This is a genomic window from Nonomuraea sp. NPDC050540, assembly GCF_044457485.1.
GTDB lineage: Bacteria > Actinomycetota > Actinomycetes > Streptosporangiales > Streptosporangiaceae > Nonomuraea.
This window is the reverse complement of sequence record NZ_JBITHA010000005.1, coordinates 482,779-496,627: the sequence shown is the minus strand read 5'-3', so window position 1 is coordinate 496,627 and position 13,849 is coordinate 482,779. Positions and strand designations below refer to the sequence as shown.

16 protein-coding genes are annotated in these 13,849 nt (G+C 71.5%); 9 read left to right on the top strand and 7 right to left on the bottom strand.

Features of this window, described 5'->3' with window-relative positions; genetic code table 11:
• Positions 1-34: 34 nt before the first annotated feature.
• The 4 genes from ACIBI5_RS20250 to ACIBI5_RS20235 are packed head-to-tail and all read left to right on the top strand — an operon-like array spanning position 35 to position 1,867.
• Entirely contained in the window at positions 35-511 is a 477-nt protein-coding gene (locus ACIBI5_RS20250; RefSeq protein ID WP_397248807.1) for a methylated-DNA--[protein]-cysteine S-methyltransferase, read from the top strand.
• A gap of 9 nt (positions 512-520) precedes the next feature.
• Positions 521-1,258: a 2OG-Fe(II) oxygenase gene (locus ACIBI5_RS20245; protein ID WP_397248805.1), complete on the top strand. Its 738-nt coding sequence runs from the start codon at positions 521-523 to the stop codon at positions 1,256-1,258.
• Positions 1,255-1,521 carry an Ada metal-binding domain-containing protein gene (locus ACIBI5_RS20240; protein ID WP_397248803.1) on the top strand — a complete coding sequence of 89 codons (267 nt, stop codon included), beginning with the start codon at positions 1,255-1,257 and terminating at the stop codon, positions 1,519-1,521. Before ACIBI5_RS20245 ends, ACIBI5_RS20240 begins: the two co-directional genes overlap by 4 nt.
• Positions 1,514-1,867, top strand: a complete 354-nt coding sequence (locus tag ACIBI5_RS20235; protein ID WP_397248801.1) for a hypothetical protein — start codon at positions 1,514-1,516, stop codon at positions 1,865-1,867. Before ACIBI5_RS20240 ends, ACIBI5_RS20235 begins: the two co-directional genes overlap by 8 nt.
• 175 nt (positions 1,868-2,042) lie before the next feature.
• On the opposite strand, the gene ACIBI5_RS20230 is transcribed toward ACIBI5_RS20235, so the two are convergent.
• The 3 genes from ACIBI5_RS20230 to ACIBI5_RS20220 all read right to left on the bottom strand — a co-directional run bounded on the left by ACIBI5_RS20230 (position 2,043) and on the right by ACIBI5_RS20220 (position 5,049).
• The gene (locus tag ACIBI5_RS20230) at positions 2,043-3,428 is read right to left on the bottom strand and encodes a glycine--tRNA ligase (RefSeq protein WP_397248799.1); all 1,386 of its coding nucleotides are present in this window, start codon (positions 3,426-3,428) and stop codon (positions 2,043-2,045) included.
• Positions 3,429-3,516: 88 nt separating this feature from the next.
• Complete coding sequence (locus ACIBI5_RS20225) at positions 3,517-3,807, bottom strand: antibiotic biosynthesis monooxygenase family protein (protein WP_184966420.1); 291 nt, start codon at positions 3,805-3,807, stop codon at positions 3,517-3,519.
• 12 nt (positions 3,808-3,819) lie between these two features.
• On the bottom strand, positions 3,820-5,049 hold the full coding sequence (locus tag ACIBI5_RS20220; RefSeq protein WP_397248797.1) for a BtrH N-terminal domain-containing protein: 1,230 nt from the start codon (positions 5,047-5,049) through the stop codon (positions 3,820-3,822).
• 434 nt (positions 5,050-5,483) lie between these two features.
• Here ACIBI5_RS20220 and ACIBI5_RS20215 point away from each other — a divergent pair, with 434 nt between their 5' ends.
• Positions 5,484-5,873, top strand: a complete 390-nt coding sequence (locus ACIBI5_RS20215) for a DUF6703 family protein (RefSeq protein WP_397248795.1) — start codon at positions 5,484-5,486, stop codon at positions 5,871-5,873.
• A gap of 62 nt (positions 5,874-5,935) precedes the next feature.
• Here the strand turns inward: ACIBI5_RS20215 and ACIBI5_RS20210 are convergent, their stop codons facing one another.
• Genes ACIBI5_RS20210 through sucC form a run of 4 tightly spaced genes read right to left on the bottom strand, consistent with a single transcriptional unit; the run spans position 5,936 to position 11,161 of the window.
• A complete protein-coding gene (locus ACIBI5_RS20210; protein WP_397248793.1) occupies positions 5,936-7,471 on the bottom strand; it encodes an aldehyde dehydrogenase family protein in 1,536 nt (511 codons plus the stop codon).
• A gap of 8 nt (positions 7,472-7,479) precedes the next feature.
• Entirely contained in the window at positions 7,480-9,156 is a 1,677-nt protein-coding gene (locus ACIBI5_RS20205; protein ID WP_397248791.1) for a thiamine pyrophosphate-dependent enzyme, read from the bottom strand.
• Complete coding sequence (gene sucD, locus ACIBI5_RS20200) at positions 9,153-10,031, bottom strand: succinate--CoA ligase subunit alpha (protein WP_397248789.1); 879 nt, start codon at positions 10,029-10,031, stop codon at positions 9,153-9,155. The genes ACIBI5_RS20205 and sucD overlap by 4 nt, the downstream gene beginning before the upstream one ends.
• Positions 10,031-11,161 (bottom strand): ADP-forming succinate--CoA ligase subunit beta, encoded by a 1,131-nt coding sequence (gene sucC, locus ACIBI5_RS20195; protein ID WP_397248787.1) that lies wholly within the window; start codon positions 11,159-11,161, stop codon positions 10,031-10,033. Before sucC ends, sucD begins: the two co-directional genes overlap by 1 nt.
• Positions 11,162-11,251: 90 nt before the next feature.
• On the opposite strand from sucC, the gene ACIBI5_RS20190 reads away from it, so the two are divergent.
• The 4 genes from ACIBI5_RS20190 to ACIBI5_RS20175 all read left to right on the top strand — a co-directional run bounded on the left by ACIBI5_RS20190 (position 11,252) and on the right by ACIBI5_RS20175 (position 13,838).
• Entirely contained in the window at positions 11,252-12,457 is a 1,206-nt protein-coding gene (locus tag ACIBI5_RS20190) for a hypothetical protein (RefSeq protein ID WP_397248785.1), read from the top strand.
• Between the two features lie 79 nt (positions 12,458-12,536).
• Positions 12,537-13,265 carry a GntR family transcriptional regulator gene (locus tag ACIBI5_RS20185; protein ID WP_397248783.1) on the top strand — a complete coding sequence of 243 codons (729 nt, stop codon included), beginning with the start codon at positions 12,537-12,539 and terminating at the stop codon, positions 13,263-13,265.
• A gap of 56 nt (positions 13,266-13,321) precedes the next feature.
• Positions 13,322-13,504, top strand: a complete 183-nt coding sequence (locus ACIBI5_RS20180) for a hypothetical protein (protein WP_397248781.1) — start codon at positions 13,322-13,324, stop codon at positions 13,502-13,504.
• 25 nt (positions 13,505-13,529) lie between these two features.
• Positions 13,530-13,838, top strand: a complete 309-nt coding sequence (locus tag ACIBI5_RS20175) for a hypothetical protein (protein ID WP_397248779.1) — start codon at positions 13,530-13,532, stop codon at positions 13,836-13,838.
• The last annotated feature ends 11 nt before the right edge of the window (positions 13,839-13,849 follow it).

Genomic DNA, 13,849 nt, shown 5'->3' with positions numbered 1-13,849 from the left:
CCTCCATTCCGCCCTCGCCGGTGTTCTACTCAACATGAGCATCTACACCACCATCGACAGCCCGATCGGCGAGATCGTCCTCACCGGCACCGGCGGGGCGCTGACCTCCGTCAAGGTGGGCGCGGCCGTGCCGAGCGGGGCCACCAGGGACGACGCGCCCTTCGCCGAGGCCGTGCGGCAGTTCGCCGAGTACTTCGCCGGCGAGCGCACCGCCTTCGACCTCGACCTGCGGCCGTCCGGGACCGCGTTCCAGCACCGCGTCTGGGCCGAGGTCGCGGCCGTGCCGTACGGGAAGACGACCACCTACGGCGAGATCGCCGCGCGCATCGGCGCGCCGCGCGACCGCATCCGCGCGGTCGGCGCGGCGGTGGGGGCCAACCCCCTGCTGATCGTACGGCCGTGCCACCGCGTCATCGGCGCGGGCGGCGCGCTGACCGGCTACGCGGCCGGGATCGAGCGCAAGCGGTTCCTGCTCACCCACGAGGGCGCCCTCCAGCCGGCGCTCATCTGAAGGACGATCATGACCGACATCCAGGACAGAACATCCGACGCCGCGATCCGGGACCGGGTCGCGGCGACCGACTGGCCCGCGGTCGCCCGCGAGGTCGACGCCCACGGCTGCGGCCTCACCGGCCCGCTGCTGACGGCGGCGGAATGCCGGGAGATCGCCGGTCTGTACGACGACGTGGCCCGCTTCCGCTCGACGATCGACATGGCCCGCTACCGCTTCGGTTCAGGGCAGTACCGGTACTTCCGGGAGCCGTTCCCCGAGGTGGTGGCGGCGCTGCGGGAGACGCTCTACCCCAGGCTGCTGCCCATCGCCCGCGAGTGGGCCGCCCGCCTCGGATGGGCTGCCACGTGGCCGGAGGAGTTCGGCGAGTGGCTGGAACGCTGCCACGCCGCCGGTCAGGTCAAACCCACACCGATCCTGCTCAAGTACGGCGAGGGCGACTGGAACGCCCTGCACCGGGACCTCTACGGCGACCTGGTCTTCCCGCTCCAGGTGGTCGTCGGCCTGGACGTGCCCGGCGCCGACTACACCGGCGGCGAGTTCCTGCTGGTGGAGCAGCGGCCCCGGGCCCAGTCGCGTGGCACGGTCACCATGCTGCCGCAGGGCCACGGCCTGGTGTTCACCACCCGCGACCGCCCGGTGAGATCGGCCCGCGGCTGGTCGGCCGCACCGGTGCGGCACGGCGTGAGCACGGTCCGCTCGGGCCTGCGGCACACCCTGGGCCTGGTCTTCCACGACGCCACATGACAGCGGCCGAGCGCGCGTACGCGCTGACCGGGGCCGACGGCCGCACCTACCTCGGCCCGGCGCCCGGGACGCTCGGCGGATATCGGCGACGGCGCATTTACGGGCGGCTGGACTGCCCGTCCGCGCTGCGGGCCATCGCCGCGGGCGGGTACGTCCGGCACCGGGTCTTCTTCGCCGACGAACCGACCGCGCTGGCGGCGGGGTATCGGCCGTGCGCGGTGTGCCTGCCCGAGAAGTACCGGAAGTGGAGGAAAAGTGGTTGAGCCAGGACAGGTCCGGGACGTGGCGGAGCTCGCCGGGCTGTTGAAGTGGCAGGTTCCCGGGGTGGTGAGCGTCACCGTGGGACACGGCCGCGACCCCGGGTCCGTGGCGGCGGCCGAACGGTTCGTCCGGGAATGGGAGGCCGGGGGCGGGGTGGTGGGCGAGGTCGTGAGCTGGCCGGAGGAGGCCGCCTCGTGGCTGCGGCAGGCCCGCCGGTTCGCCTCGGGCGGGCCGGACGCGTGGGTGGTGATCGCCGGGCCGGCCGGGTGGGCGGGCATGCGGTCCCGCCTCCTGCGGCACACCACCTGGGACCCGGCCCGCACCCTGATCGCCCCGGCAAGCCCCTGACCATTCCGGACCCCGGCAGCCCGTGACCCCCACGAACCCGTGACCGCCCGGACCACGAGGGCTCTGACGCCGCGGCCCGCCGTACCGGAAAGCGCCGTGCCGGAAGCGTTGTACCGGAGAAGCGCGGGAGGGCGCCCGGCGGGGAGCCGGACGCCCTCGTATGTCTGTCGGGACCTCAGTCGTTGAGGTGCTGGCGGAGGTAGGAGTCGACCTGGTCGAGCGCGATGCGCTGCTGCGCCATCGAGTCGCGCTCGCGGATCGTCACCGCCTGGTCCTCCAGGGTGTCGAAGTCGACCGTGATGCAGAACGGCGTGCCGATCTCGTCCTGGCGGCGGTAGCGGCGGCCGATCGCCCCGGCGTCGTCGAACTCGACGTTCCAGCGGCGGCGCAGCTGGGCGGCGAGGTCGCGGGCCTTCGGCGACAGGTCGGCGTTGCGCGACAGCGGCAGCACCGCGGCCTTGACCGGCGCGAGGCGGTGGTCGAGGCGCATGACCGTGCGCTTCTCCATGACGCCCTTGGCGTTGGGCGCCTCGTCCTCGGTGTAGGCGTCGAGCAGGAACGTCAGCGTGGCGCGGTCGACACCGGCCGCGGGCTCGATGACGTAGGGCACGTAGCGCTCGCCGGTGTCCTGCTCGAAGAAGGACAGGTCGACGCCGGAGGCCTTGCCGTGGGCGGTGAGGTCGAAGTCGGTGCGGTTGGCGACGCCCTCGAGCTCACCCCACTCCGTGCCGGTGAAGTTGAAGCGGTACTCGATGTCGACGGTGCGCTTGGAGTAGTGGGACAGCTTGTCCTGGGGGTGCTCGTACAGGCGCAGGTTGTCCTTGTTGATGCCCAGGTCGGAGTACCAGCGGTAGCGCTCGTCGATCCAGTACTGGTGCCACTCCTCGTCGCTGCCGGGCTTGACGAAGAACTCCATCTCCATCTGCTCGAACTCGCGGGTGCGGAAGATGAAGTTGCCCGGCGTGATCTCGTTGCGGAACGACTTGCCGATCTGGCCGATGCCGAACGGGATCTTCTTGCGCGCCGACTGCTGCACGTTGAGGTAGTTGATGAAGATGCCCTGGGCGGTCTCGGGGCGCAGGAAGGCCAGGCCCGACTCGTCCTCGACCGGGCCGAGATAGGTCTTCAGCAGGCCGCTGAACTGCCGCGGCTCGGTGAAGGCGCCCTTGTTGCCGCAGTTGGGGCAGGTGATGTCGGCCAGGCCGTTCTCGGGGCCCTTGCCGTTCTTCTCCTCGTACGACTCGATGAGGTGGTCGGCCCGGAACCGCTTGTGGCACGACTGGCACTCGGTCAGCGGGTCGGTGAACGTCTCCACGTGGCCGGAGGCCTGCCACACCTCACGGGCCAGGATGACGCACGAGTCGAGGCCCACCACGTCGTCGCGGGCCTGCACCATCGACTGCCACCACTGCCGCTTGACGTTGTTCTTCAGCTCCACGCCCAGCGGACCGTAGTCCCATGACGCACGGAGGCCTCCGTAGATCTCGCTCGACGGGTAGACGAGCCCGCGGCGCTTGGCGAGGCTGACGATGGTGTCCATGACGTCTGTACGGCGTGCCATGAGGATGGGTCTCTTTCCGGCTGGAGGTCGGCGAGGGGAAACGGATGAGGTCCCAGCTTAGGGGACGTCCGGTCGCCCTCGCGCGCGACTATTCCTCTTGTCCGGATACGTAGATGTCCTCGAAGGCGCTCGGCTCGTTGACCATGAGAATCATCAACGGATACATCGCCATCTTCGCGGCTGAAAGGGCGCGGCGGTAGTAGCCCGCGCCCTCCCATTCGCTCACCAGCGCCCACAGGTTCGGCTCATCGACGGAACGCGCCAGCCTCCCGCGGAGGAATCCCGGCTGGGCGCGCAGGGTGTCGACGATGTTCTGACCTTGCTTGAGGAACTCTTGGGACTGAGCTTCCGGAACCATGTAGCGAATGACGGCGAGCACCTTCTTAGAATGTCAGACGATCTCCCGCAGCCGCGCGATCGCGGCTGACTCCGCCGCGTGGATCGCGCTCACCCGTTCGGCGATTGCGGAGAAATCCACCTTTCTCGGCGCGCGATCGGCTTCCGCCCGCAGCCGCCACAGCTCCGCCGCGTCCTCCTCGCGGGCCGCGCCGTCCGACAGCACCGCCTCGCGGACCGCCACCGTCAGCTCCCGGATCCGCCCGAACTCCTCGTACGGCACCGCCGTCTCCGCCATCTCATGCCACATCCCATGAATCCGCCGGAACTCGGTCGCCGACTCCCCCAGTTCCTCCCTCTGGAGCAGCCCGGCCGCCGCGTCAAGCCCGTCCGCGAACAGATCGCGCAGATTCCCGCCGTCGATGCCCACCGGCTCGACGCACTCCCAGATCGACAGCAGCGCCCCGGCCAGCCGCGTGCCGTCCCCGAACACCTTCGGCCACCCCTTGGCGTTGCGCTCGTCGGTGAGCAGGCGGCTCCACTTGCGCCAGGCGGGCAGCGAGAACGAGTCGGACGCCGACGACAGGTGCTCCGCGCAGTCCCTGAGCCCCTCGAGCACCGCCCCCGCCAGGTCGACCCGCGCAGGAGGCTCCCCCAGCACATACAGACTGTTCTTGTACGAGGTGACCCGCCCCCTGGCCGCCTCCATCCGGTCCTCCGGCACCAGGATCGGCCCGCTGCCCCGGTCGTCGACGTGCACGTAGCCGCCGGACCTGCGGTAGGCGATGACGGGGTGCCCGCCGTACCCGTCGAGCTCCTTCGGCAGCCGCCAGTACCCGATGTGATAGCGGTCGGGCAGCACCACGCACGGCCGCCCCGCGTCGAGTTCCTCCGCCATCCGCCGCGCCGCCCCCTTGGCGCCGCCCGTCGTGTGGTGCGTGTACGGCACGCCGAGCCGGTCGAGCGTCTTGGTCATCCAGCGGTCGTAGTACTGCCACTGGTTGAGGAAGGCCATGACCAGGGCGGCGCTGTTGTGCCGCTTGAACTCCCAGAGGATGTACCCGGCCCCGATCCCGCCGCCCGCCAGGAGCACCAGCGGCTCGGGAACCCCCGTGAGCCGCGACACGACCGCCGTGCTGGGATGCTGCCCGCCCTTGAACTCCCACCCGTGATCGCCGGGCGTCGCCTGGGCGCCGAGCGTGTGCCGCCTGGCGGTGGTGTAGCTTTCGCCGGTCTTCGCCATGCGTGCCCGGACGCGGGCTTTGAGCTGCTTCTTGTCGGTCATAACCGGTGTCCGTGTCCGCGGTCGCGCAGGGGCCCGGTCCACGCCCGCCGACCCCGGCCGCCGCGATGCTCTGGGCTATGCCGAAGATTCGTCCCCCGAGGCGCCTGCGTCCCCTTTGCCTCCGTGGTGCTCGGCGGGCAGCGTGGATGCTCGCTTTCAGGAGGTGCGGCGCTGGGAGTCGCCGTGCCGCCCATCCTAGGGACCCCATGAGCTCCTGTCACGCGCCCCGCCCCCGTTGTCCCGGCACGCCTTGCCCTCCTCCCGTGGACTCGCTGCCCGCCTCAGAGGAGGGCAGCTCGCCTGGCCAGCGCCCTGGGAGCGCGGAGGGTGGCCGGAGGGAGGCGAGGTCCCGGAGGTTGGGTGCGGGGTGGGTGGGCCGGGGAGTTGGGGTTGGTGGGGGGCGGGGTTGGGGGGTGGGGGGTTAGGCTCGGGCCGTGGCCCAAGACAATGACCGCAGGCATCCGCTGGCCCAGCCCAGGGCGGCGGCCAAGGCCAAGCGCCCGTTGCCGCCCGGTGAGCGGTTCTTCACGCCCGGCGCGACCGGCCTGCGCAAGGCGGTGGAGCAGCGCAGCGCCACTCCTATGGCCTATCTGTTCACGCAGGTTCCGCGCTGGATCACGCCGGTGGTCATGGTCGTGTTGCTGCTGGCGGGGTTCGCCGTGCAGAACTGGCTGGGCGGGGTGGCGGTGCTGCCGGTGGTCGCCTTCGTGGGGCTTCTGGCGTACCTGTCGTGGCCGTCGCTCAGCACCGGCGGCAAGCTGCTGCGGGTGGCCATGCTGACGTTCCTGCTGCTGGTCGTGGCCAGCCGCTTCGGCGCCTTCTGACCGACCGCACCCTCCGCCGCCCGGTCGCGGGTGGCGCGGCCGGGCGGCGGTGCGGGGTGGGGTCAGCTGGCCAGCAGGGTGTAGGTGGGGAAGTTGCCGGGCAGGCGTTCGCCTTCCGGGCCTGTGGTCACGGCTCGGACCAGGAGATCGCCGCCGACGAAGGCGCCGCGCCACGACGCCCCCAGGCCGCCGAACAGCTCGTCCCGGTCCCCGCGCGAACGCGGCTTGTTGTGGCCGACCTTGAAGGCGCGCACCTCGGGCGAGATCCGGGCGAAGGTCTCCTCGTCGTCGCAGGACAGGGTGGCGACCAGGGCGCCGTTGCTGGCGTTCATGGCGGCCAGGAGCTCGGCCTCGGTGTCCACGAGCATCATGGTGTCGACGGGCCCGAACGGCTCGGCGTGGTGCAGGGGTGAGGAGCGGGGCGGGTTGAGGATCGCCGTCGGCGCGAAGTAGGCGGAAACATCCTGGTTCGGCAGGAAATGCCCGTCTGACAACCTCGCCCGGTACAACGGCACGCCGCCTCGTGCGATCGCCTGGTCCACCTGGCCGGCCAGTTCGGCCGCCTTCGCCGCGTTGATGAGCGGGCCGAAGTCGAGCTGCGGCAACGGGTCCTCCGGCGACTCCACCGCCAGCGGATGCCCGAACCGCAACGACCCCACCGCTTCCATATAGGCGGCCAGGAAGTCCGGAAAGAGCTCACGCTGTACGACGAACCGCGGATACGCGGTACACCGCTGCTTGGCGTAGTCGAAGGACGCGCGGATCTGCCGCGTGAGCAGTTCCCACCCCGAGTACTCCCAGACGCCCCAGCAGTTGAGACCCTCCTGCTCCAGTACGTGCCGCCGCTCGACGTCGGCCAGCGAGGTCGCCACCTGGGCCCCCGCGTCCCTGCCGCCCACGAACGACACGCACCCCAGCGCGCGCCCGCCCACCAGCACCGGCGACAGCGCCGCCCCGCCCCCGCTGACCAGCGTGAACGGCAGCCCCTCCCGTACGGCCAGCGCACAGGCGAGCGTGAGGCAGGCGAGCCCGCCGTCGGTGGGCGTCTTGGCGATCACCGCGTTCCCGGCCAGCGCCTGGACCAGCATCGCGTGCATGAGCACGCTCATCGGGTAGTTCCAGCTGGCGATGTTGCTGACCGGTCCGGGCAGCGGGGTGCGCCCGGCGGTCATGCGGTCGATCTCCCCGACGTACCAGCGCACGCCGTCCAGGCAGCGGTCCACGTCGGCGCAGGCCGTCTTCCACGGCTTGCCGATCTCCCACACGAGCAGCATCGCGAGCAGGTCGCGGTGCCCGGCCATCGCCTCGACGGCGGCCGTGACGCGGGCCTTGCGTTCGGCCACCGGCACGTGCCGCCACTGCCGGTGCTCGGACTCGGCGCCGGCAACCGCGCGGCCCGCGCCCGACCGGTCCAGCCTGGGCGGGACGGCGATGGCGGTGCCGTCGATCGGCGAGAAGACCGGGTTGTCGGGGCGGCCGTCGCGGTGCCAGAAGCCGCCCCAGTGGTTGAGCACCCTGTCGTCGTGGAACGCCTCCGGCGCCGCCGTACAGCATCTGTCGTAAGTGTCCTGCCAGGCTGTGCCCGGTTTGATCCGCATCTGGCCTCCTAGTCCGACCAGTCGACGGTGACGAGCTCGGGCAGCGGCTCGAACTCCTTGATCGCGTCGAGCGCGGGGCCCATGGCCGCGTTGGCCTCCCGCTCGACCATGACCTCCACCAGCACCGGCAGCCGCTTGTGCGCCGCCTCGGCGGACGCCCAGGCCAGGGCGTCGCGGATGTCGCCCGGCCGTTCGACCCGGCGGGCCGGGCAGCCGAAGGACTCCATCGCCTTGACGTGGTCGGCTCCGCCTTCGCCGTCGTGGAGATCCACGGCGTCGTTCGTGTCGTACGGGAGCTCCTCCTGCCTGATCAGCCCGAGGCACTCGTTGTTGATCATCACGATGACGAACGGGACCCGGTACCGCGCCGCCACTCCGACCTCCTCCATCAGGCACTGGAAGGAGTGGTCTCCGACGATCGCGACGACCTGTCGTTCCGGATGGGCGCATTTGACGCCGATCGCTGCGGGCACCTCCCAGCCCGGCGGCCCGGCCTGCCCGCACACGAGGTAGCGGCGGGGCAGGTAGGTGGTCTGGAACTGGCCCGACCAGATCTGGTGGAGCCCGATCGCGGTGACGAAGGTGGTGTCGCGCGGGTAGAAGGCGTTGATCTCCCTGAACACGCGGGGCGGCTTGATCGGCACGTCGTCGAAGTCGTCGCGGCGTGCCATCGTGCGGCGCAACTCGCCGACCCTGCGCACCCATTTGCCGGGTCGCAGGGCCGCAGTACGGCTGCGCGCCTCCGCCACCATCTCAGCCAATACGGGCCTGGCATGCCCGAACACCCCTAAGTCCGGCTCGAAGACCCTGCCGAACTGGGTGGGTTCGATGTCGACGTGGATGAAGCGCCGGCCCTTGCGGTAGACGTCCAGCTCGCCGGTGTGCCGCCCGCCGAAGCGGACGCCGACGGCGAGCACCAGGTCGCCGGCCAGGAACGCGGCGTTGCCCCAGCGGGTCTGCGCCTGGATCCCGGGCAGGCCGGCGAACAGGGGGTGGTCCTCGGGAAAGGCGCCCTTGCCCATGAGCGTGACCTGGACGGGGATCTGGAGGTGCTCGGCGAGTTCGAGAAGTTCGCCGCAGGCCCCGGCGGTGACGACGCCGCCTCCGGCCAGGATGAGGGGCCGCTTGGCCGTACACACCATGTCGACGGCCGCGCGCACGACCCGCGGCAGCGGGCGTGGGACCGCGACCGGCAGCGGCGCGTCCAGTGCGCGGTCGTACGGGCAGGTGCCGCGCTGCACGTCGATGGGCAGGTCGACGAGGACCGGGCCGGGCCGGCCGGAGCGGGCGATCCTGAACGCCTCGCGGAAGACCCACGGCGCCTGGGCGGGCTCCTTGAGCTGGACGGCCCATTTGGTGACGGGCCTGGCGACCTCCACGATGTCGGCCGTGTGGCCGGTGACGCAGATCATCGGGACGGAGTCGGCCAGCGCGGCGTGGAGACCGGTGACCATCCCGGCGCCCGAGGTGCCGACGCAGACGCCGGCGTCGCCCGTCGCCCTGGCCCAGCCGTCGGCGGCGTGGGCGCCGCCCTCCTCATGGCGTACCGTGACGTGCCGGATGGAGCTGTGGCGGAGCGCGGCGTACAGGGGCAGGATCGTGGCGCCCGGGGCGCCGAAGACGGTGGTCACTCCCTCCGACTCCAGCACCGCGACCACCGCCTCCACGCAGGGGACGCGCCTCATGTCACGGCCGGCGCCGACCGCAGGAGCCGCGCGGTCTCCGACGGGGTACGTCCGACCCGCACGCCGGCCGCCTCCAGCGCCTCCTTCTTGGCCTGCGCGGTACCCGAGGAACCGGAGACGATCGCGCCGGCGTGGCCCATCGTCCTGCCTTCCGGGGCGGTGAAGCCGGCCACGTAGGCGACGACCGGTTTGGTGATGTTCGCGGAGATGTAGGCGGCGGCCCGCTCCTCGGCGTCGCCGCCGATCTCGCCGATCATCACGATCGCGTCGGTGCCCGGATCGTCCTGGAACGCCTGGAGGCAGTCGATGTGCGTGGTGCCGATGACCGGGTCGCCGCCGATCCCGACCGCGGTGGAGAAGCCCAGGTCGCGCAGCTCGTACATGAGCTGGTAGGTCAGCGTGCCCGACTTGGAGACCAGGCCGATGCGCCCGGCGGTGGTGATGTCGGCGGGGATGATCCCGGCCGACGCCTGGCCGGGGCTGATCAGGCCGGGGCAGTTGGGGCCGATGATCCGGGTCCCGCCGCGGGCCAGGGCGCGGAACCTGATCGCGTCGTGCACGGGCACGCCCTCGGTGATCACCACGCACAGCGGCACCGCCGCCGCCACCGTCTCCTCCACGGCCGCGCCGGTGAAGCGCGGCGGCACGAAGACGACGGACACGTCGGCGCCGGTCTCGCCCACGGCCTCGGCGACCGAGCCGAAGACCGGAACCGTACGCTCGCCGAAGTCGACCGTGCGCCCGCCCTTGCCGGGCGTCACCCCTGCCACCACGTTCGTTCCCGCGGCCAGCATGCGCGCGGTGTGCCGGGCGCCTTCGGAGCCGGTCATGCCCTGGACCAGCACGCGGCTGTCCTTGGTCAGGAAGATCGCCATCACGCACCTGCCGCGAGTCTGGCCGCCAGCTGGGCGGCGCCGTCCATGGTGGGCACCTGGCGGACCGCCGGGTGCCGGGCGTCGCTGAGGATGCGCCGGCCGACCTCGGCGTTGTTGCCGTCCAGCCGGACCACGATGGGCCGGGCCCGGCCGCGTTCACCCAGCAGTTCCAGCGCGGTGACGATGCCTGTGGCCACCGCGTCGCAGGTGGTGATGCCGCCGAAGACGTTGACCAGAACCGAGCGCACGTCCGGGTCGGACAGGATGATCTCCAGTCCGTCGGCCATGACCTGAGCGGAGGCCCCGCCGCCGATGTCGAGGAAGTTCGCCGGGCCGGCGCCGGCCCCGGCGACGACGTCGAGCGTGCTCATGACCAGCCCGGCGCCGTTGCCGATCACGCCCACGCGGCCGTCCAGCTTGACGTAGTTGAGCCCTTTCGCGCGGGCGCGGTCCTCCAGGCCGCCGGTCAGCTCCTCGGGTACGCGCTCGTGCCGGAACGCGGCGTTGTCGTCCAGGGTGACCTTGCCGTCGAGCGCCACGATCCGCTGGTCGGTGGTGAGGATGAGCGGGTTGACCTCGACCAGCAGGGCGTCCTCCGCCACCATGACGTCCCACAGCCGCTGCAGCGTGGCCGCGGCCGCCTCGGGCAGGCCCGCCTTGGCCACGAGCTGCTGGGCGACGCCGGCGTCCACGCCGGCGACCGGGTCGACCGCCAGCCTGACCAGCGCGCCGGGGTCGCGTTCCGCCAGCTCTTCGATCTCCATGCCGCCCTGCGCCGACACCATCGCCAGGAACGACCCGGCCGCCCGGTCGACGAGGAAGGCGGCGTAGTACTCCTCGAAGGGCACCGTGGCCACCTCCACGAGCACGGCGCGGGTGAGATGTCCCTTGATGTCCATCCCGAGGACGTGCCCGGCCTCCTCCTCGGCGGCCCCCGGCCCCGGCGCGGCCCTGATGCCGCCCGCCTTGCCTCTGCCGCCGGTCTTCACCTGGGCCTTGATGACGACGGGAGCGCCGATCTCGGCTGCTATCGCGCGGGCCTCGGCGGGGGTGCGGGCCACGTCGCCGAGGGGGACCGGGATGCCGTGGCGACCGAAGAGTTCCTTCGCCTGGTACTCGTACAGGTCCATGCGAGCCTCCTTTGTAGACGGTATACCGTATGGAATATTCCTCGTCCAGAGGCTCGACAAGGATCCGATTGTGTGGATATTCCATACAGTATGGAGAATGCAATTCGAGACTGGCGTGGCCGCGCGTACCTGCCCGGCCCCGTGCCCGCCGACCGTCCCCGCACGTTCTGGCTCGCCTGGGCCTCGATGGCGGCCATAGCCCCGCTCCAGTACGGCTACGCCGCCCTGCTCACCCGCGACCAGGCCGCGCTCATCCCGCTGGGCGTGTGGATCGTCTGCCAGGCGGCCGGAGCCCTGCTGCGCCGCCGCCTCTCGCTCACCGCGGGCGCCGTCCTCACCACCGCGGGCCTCCTCGCCCTCGGCCTCGGCGGCTCCTGGCCCTTCCTCACCGTGTACGCCGTGCTCGGCGGCCTGGGCGCCGGACTCGTCTACGGCGTGTGCGGCGAGACCGTCGCCGCCTGGCACCCGGAACGGCCCGCCCTGCGCGTCGGCCTGGTGACCGGCGCCTTCGGCTACGGGGCGCTGCCGCTGCTGCTGTGGGCGGGCCTGTTCCCCGGCACGCTCCCCCAGGCGTTCCTGGCCTCCGGGGCCGTCGCCGCCCTGGTCATCGGCACCGCCGCCCGGCACCTGCGCATGCCGCCTCCCCTGTGGTGGCCCGACACCGTCGACCCCCGCTCGTACGCGCTCGACGCCGCCGTCCTGCGCCGCACGCCCGGGGCGCTCCGCGAGTTCTCGCTGGCCCAGGCGCTGCGCACCAGGGCGTTGCCGGTGCTGGCGGCCATCCTGGTGGGCGCGGGGGCGGTCTCGATCGCCGACGTGGTCATCGTGGCCGCGTCGGGCGCCTGGGGCGCGGTGGCGATCCTGGTGGGGCTCAACGGGGCGGGCAGGGCGCTGGCCATGCGGTGCTCGGAGGCGCTGGGCCGTACGGCGGTGCTGGCCGTCGTGCTCATCCTGCTCGCGCTGGGCCAGCTCCTCCTGGCCGCCCACGCGAGCACCGGCGCCTCTCTCGGGCTCTGGGCGGGGGCCGTGGCGGCGGGCCTGGGCGGCGGGGCCTTCTATCCGCTGGTCGCCAGCCTGGTCCGCGACTACTTCGGCGTGGCCGGCACCGGCACCATCCATCCGGTCGTCTACAGCGCCAAGGCCGCGGCCGGGCTGGTGGCGGTGGCGCTGAGCTGGCTCGCTCTGTCCGGGTCCGCCACGCCCGCGCTCCTACTCGCCGCCGCGTGCGCGGGGCTGCCCGCGCTGGCCGCCCGGCGGTTGCGCGCGCCCGGCAGGCCGGTCACGATCCCCGTGTGATGAGGCTCACCGGAAAGGCGAGAAGCGCAAACTGTATGCTGTAGGCAGTCGACGACAAACCGTTAGTGGAGCCGCGAACATGTTGCTGTCGGATCAGGCCGGTCAGACCGCGGCCAAGATTCCCCGCCCCGCCACGCTCCGCGAGAGCGTCATCGAGGCCATCCAGGAGCTCATCGTCTCCGGCCAGCTCAAGCCCGGTCAGCACCTGGTCGAGAGCGAGCTGGCCGAGCTTCTCGGCGTCTCCAGGCAACCGGTGCGCGAGGCGCTCCAGCAGCTCAGCGGCGAAGGCTGGGTCGACCTCTTCCCCGGCCAGGGCGCCTTCGTGCACGTGCCGACCCTCGAAGAGGCCGACCAGCTGCTCGCCGTACGCACGCTGCTGGAGACCGAGTCGGCGCGGCTGGCCGCGCAGAACGCCGGCGAGGACGGCGTGAGGCAACTGCGCGCCCTGTGCGCGCGCGGCGTCGCGGCGGTGCGGTCGGACGACGTCGACGGCGCGGTCGCCACCAACTCCGAGCTCCACGCGCTCGTGACGGCGCTGTCGGGCAACAAGGTGCTGGCCGAGCTGGCCGCCCAGGTGGCCAGGCGGGTGCGCTGGTACCACACGCCCGTGGCCAGGCGGCGCGGCATGACCTCGTGGGAGGAGCACACCGCGCTCATCGACGCCATCGAGGCCCGCGACGAGGAGACCGCCGCGCGGATCATGCGCGAGCACACCGAGCACACCCGCGCCTCCTACCTGGAGTCGCGCGCGGGCCAGCCCGTCGAACCCGCCCCCAAGCCGGTACGGCGCCGCCGCCGCACCGGCTGACCCGCCGATTACCAGACCCCTCCTCGGGCAGAGGAAGACACCGGACAGGAGGTGACGTGACGATGAAGGCGTTGTTGAGCTTTCTCCGCGGTGATCCCATGGGCCAGAGCGGAGACGGACGCTCCTTCGGCGTCGGCCTGAGCGCCGCGCTCAGAAAGCACTACTCGGCCGAGCAGGCCGACCGCTACCTGCGCCTGTGGACCGCCGACCGCGATATCCACAGATCCCCTCGACCGTGACAGCCCCGCCGGTACCCTTGTTTCCATGCCGTACCTCGAACAACGCATGGACAGCGTTGAAACCGACATCAAGGAGATGCGAAGCGACATCTCCGATCTGAAAGCGGACATGACGGTCGTCAAGGCCGACATTGCCGAGATGAAGAGCGACATCGTCGTGATGAAGAGCGACATCGTCGTGATGAAGGGCGACATCGGCGTCCTTCAGCGGTCGGTAGGCAACATGGAGAAATCCATGGCCATCATGAGAGATGACATCAACGACATCAAGGCCAATCAGATGGAGACAAGTAACCTGCTGGCCAGGCTCGTAGCGAAGCTCGAAGGCGTCTAGGCCGCGAGCGG

Coding starts and splice junctions, on each gene's coding strand:
- sucC (WP_397248787.1), bottom strand. CDS start 11,161: ATGGACCTGTACGAGTACCAGGCGAAGGAACTCTTCGGTCGCCACGGC.
- ACIBI5_RS20210 (WP_397248793.1), bottom strand. CDS start 7,471: ATGCGGATCAAACCGGGCACAGCCTGGCAGGACACTTACGACAGATGC.
- ACIBI5_RS20185 (WP_397248783.1), top strand. CDS start 12,537: ATGTTGCTGTCGGATCAGGCCGGTCAGACCGCGGCCAAGATTCCCCGC.
- ACIBI5_RS20175 (WP_397248779.1), top strand. CDS start 13,530: ATGCCGTACCTCGAACAACGCATGGACAGCGTTGAAACCGACATCAAG.
- ACIBI5_RS20245 (WP_397248805.1), top strand. CDS start 521: ATGACCGACATCCAGGACAGAACATCCGACGCCGCGATCCGGGACCGG.
- ACIBI5_RS20230 (WP_397248799.1), bottom strand. CDS start 3,428: ATGGCACGCCGTACAGACGTCATGGACACCATCGTCAGCCTCGCCAAG.
- ACIBI5_RS20220 (WP_397248797.1), bottom strand. CDS start 5,049: ATGACCGACAAGAAGCAGCTCAAAGCCCGCGTCCGGGCACGCATGGCG.
- ACIBI5_RS20240 (WP_397248803.1), top strand. CDS start 1,255: ATGACAGCGGCCGAGCGCGCGTACGCGCTGACCGGGGCCGACGGCCGC.
- ACIBI5_RS20250 (WP_397248807.1), top strand. CDS start 35: ATGAGCATCTACACCACCATCGACAGCCCGATCGGCGAGATCGTCCTC.
- ACIBI5_RS20190 (WP_397248785.1), top strand. CDS start 11,252: ATGGAGAATGCAATTCGAGACTGGCGTGGCCGCGCGTACCTGCCCGGC.
- sucD (WP_397248789.1), bottom strand. CDS start 10,031: ATGGCGATCTTCCTGACCAAGGACAGCCGCGTGCTGGTCCAGGGCATG.
- ACIBI5_RS20205 (WP_397248791.1), bottom strand. CDS start 9,156: ATGAGGCGCGTCCCCTGCGTGGAGGCGGTGGTCGCGGTGCTGGAGTCG.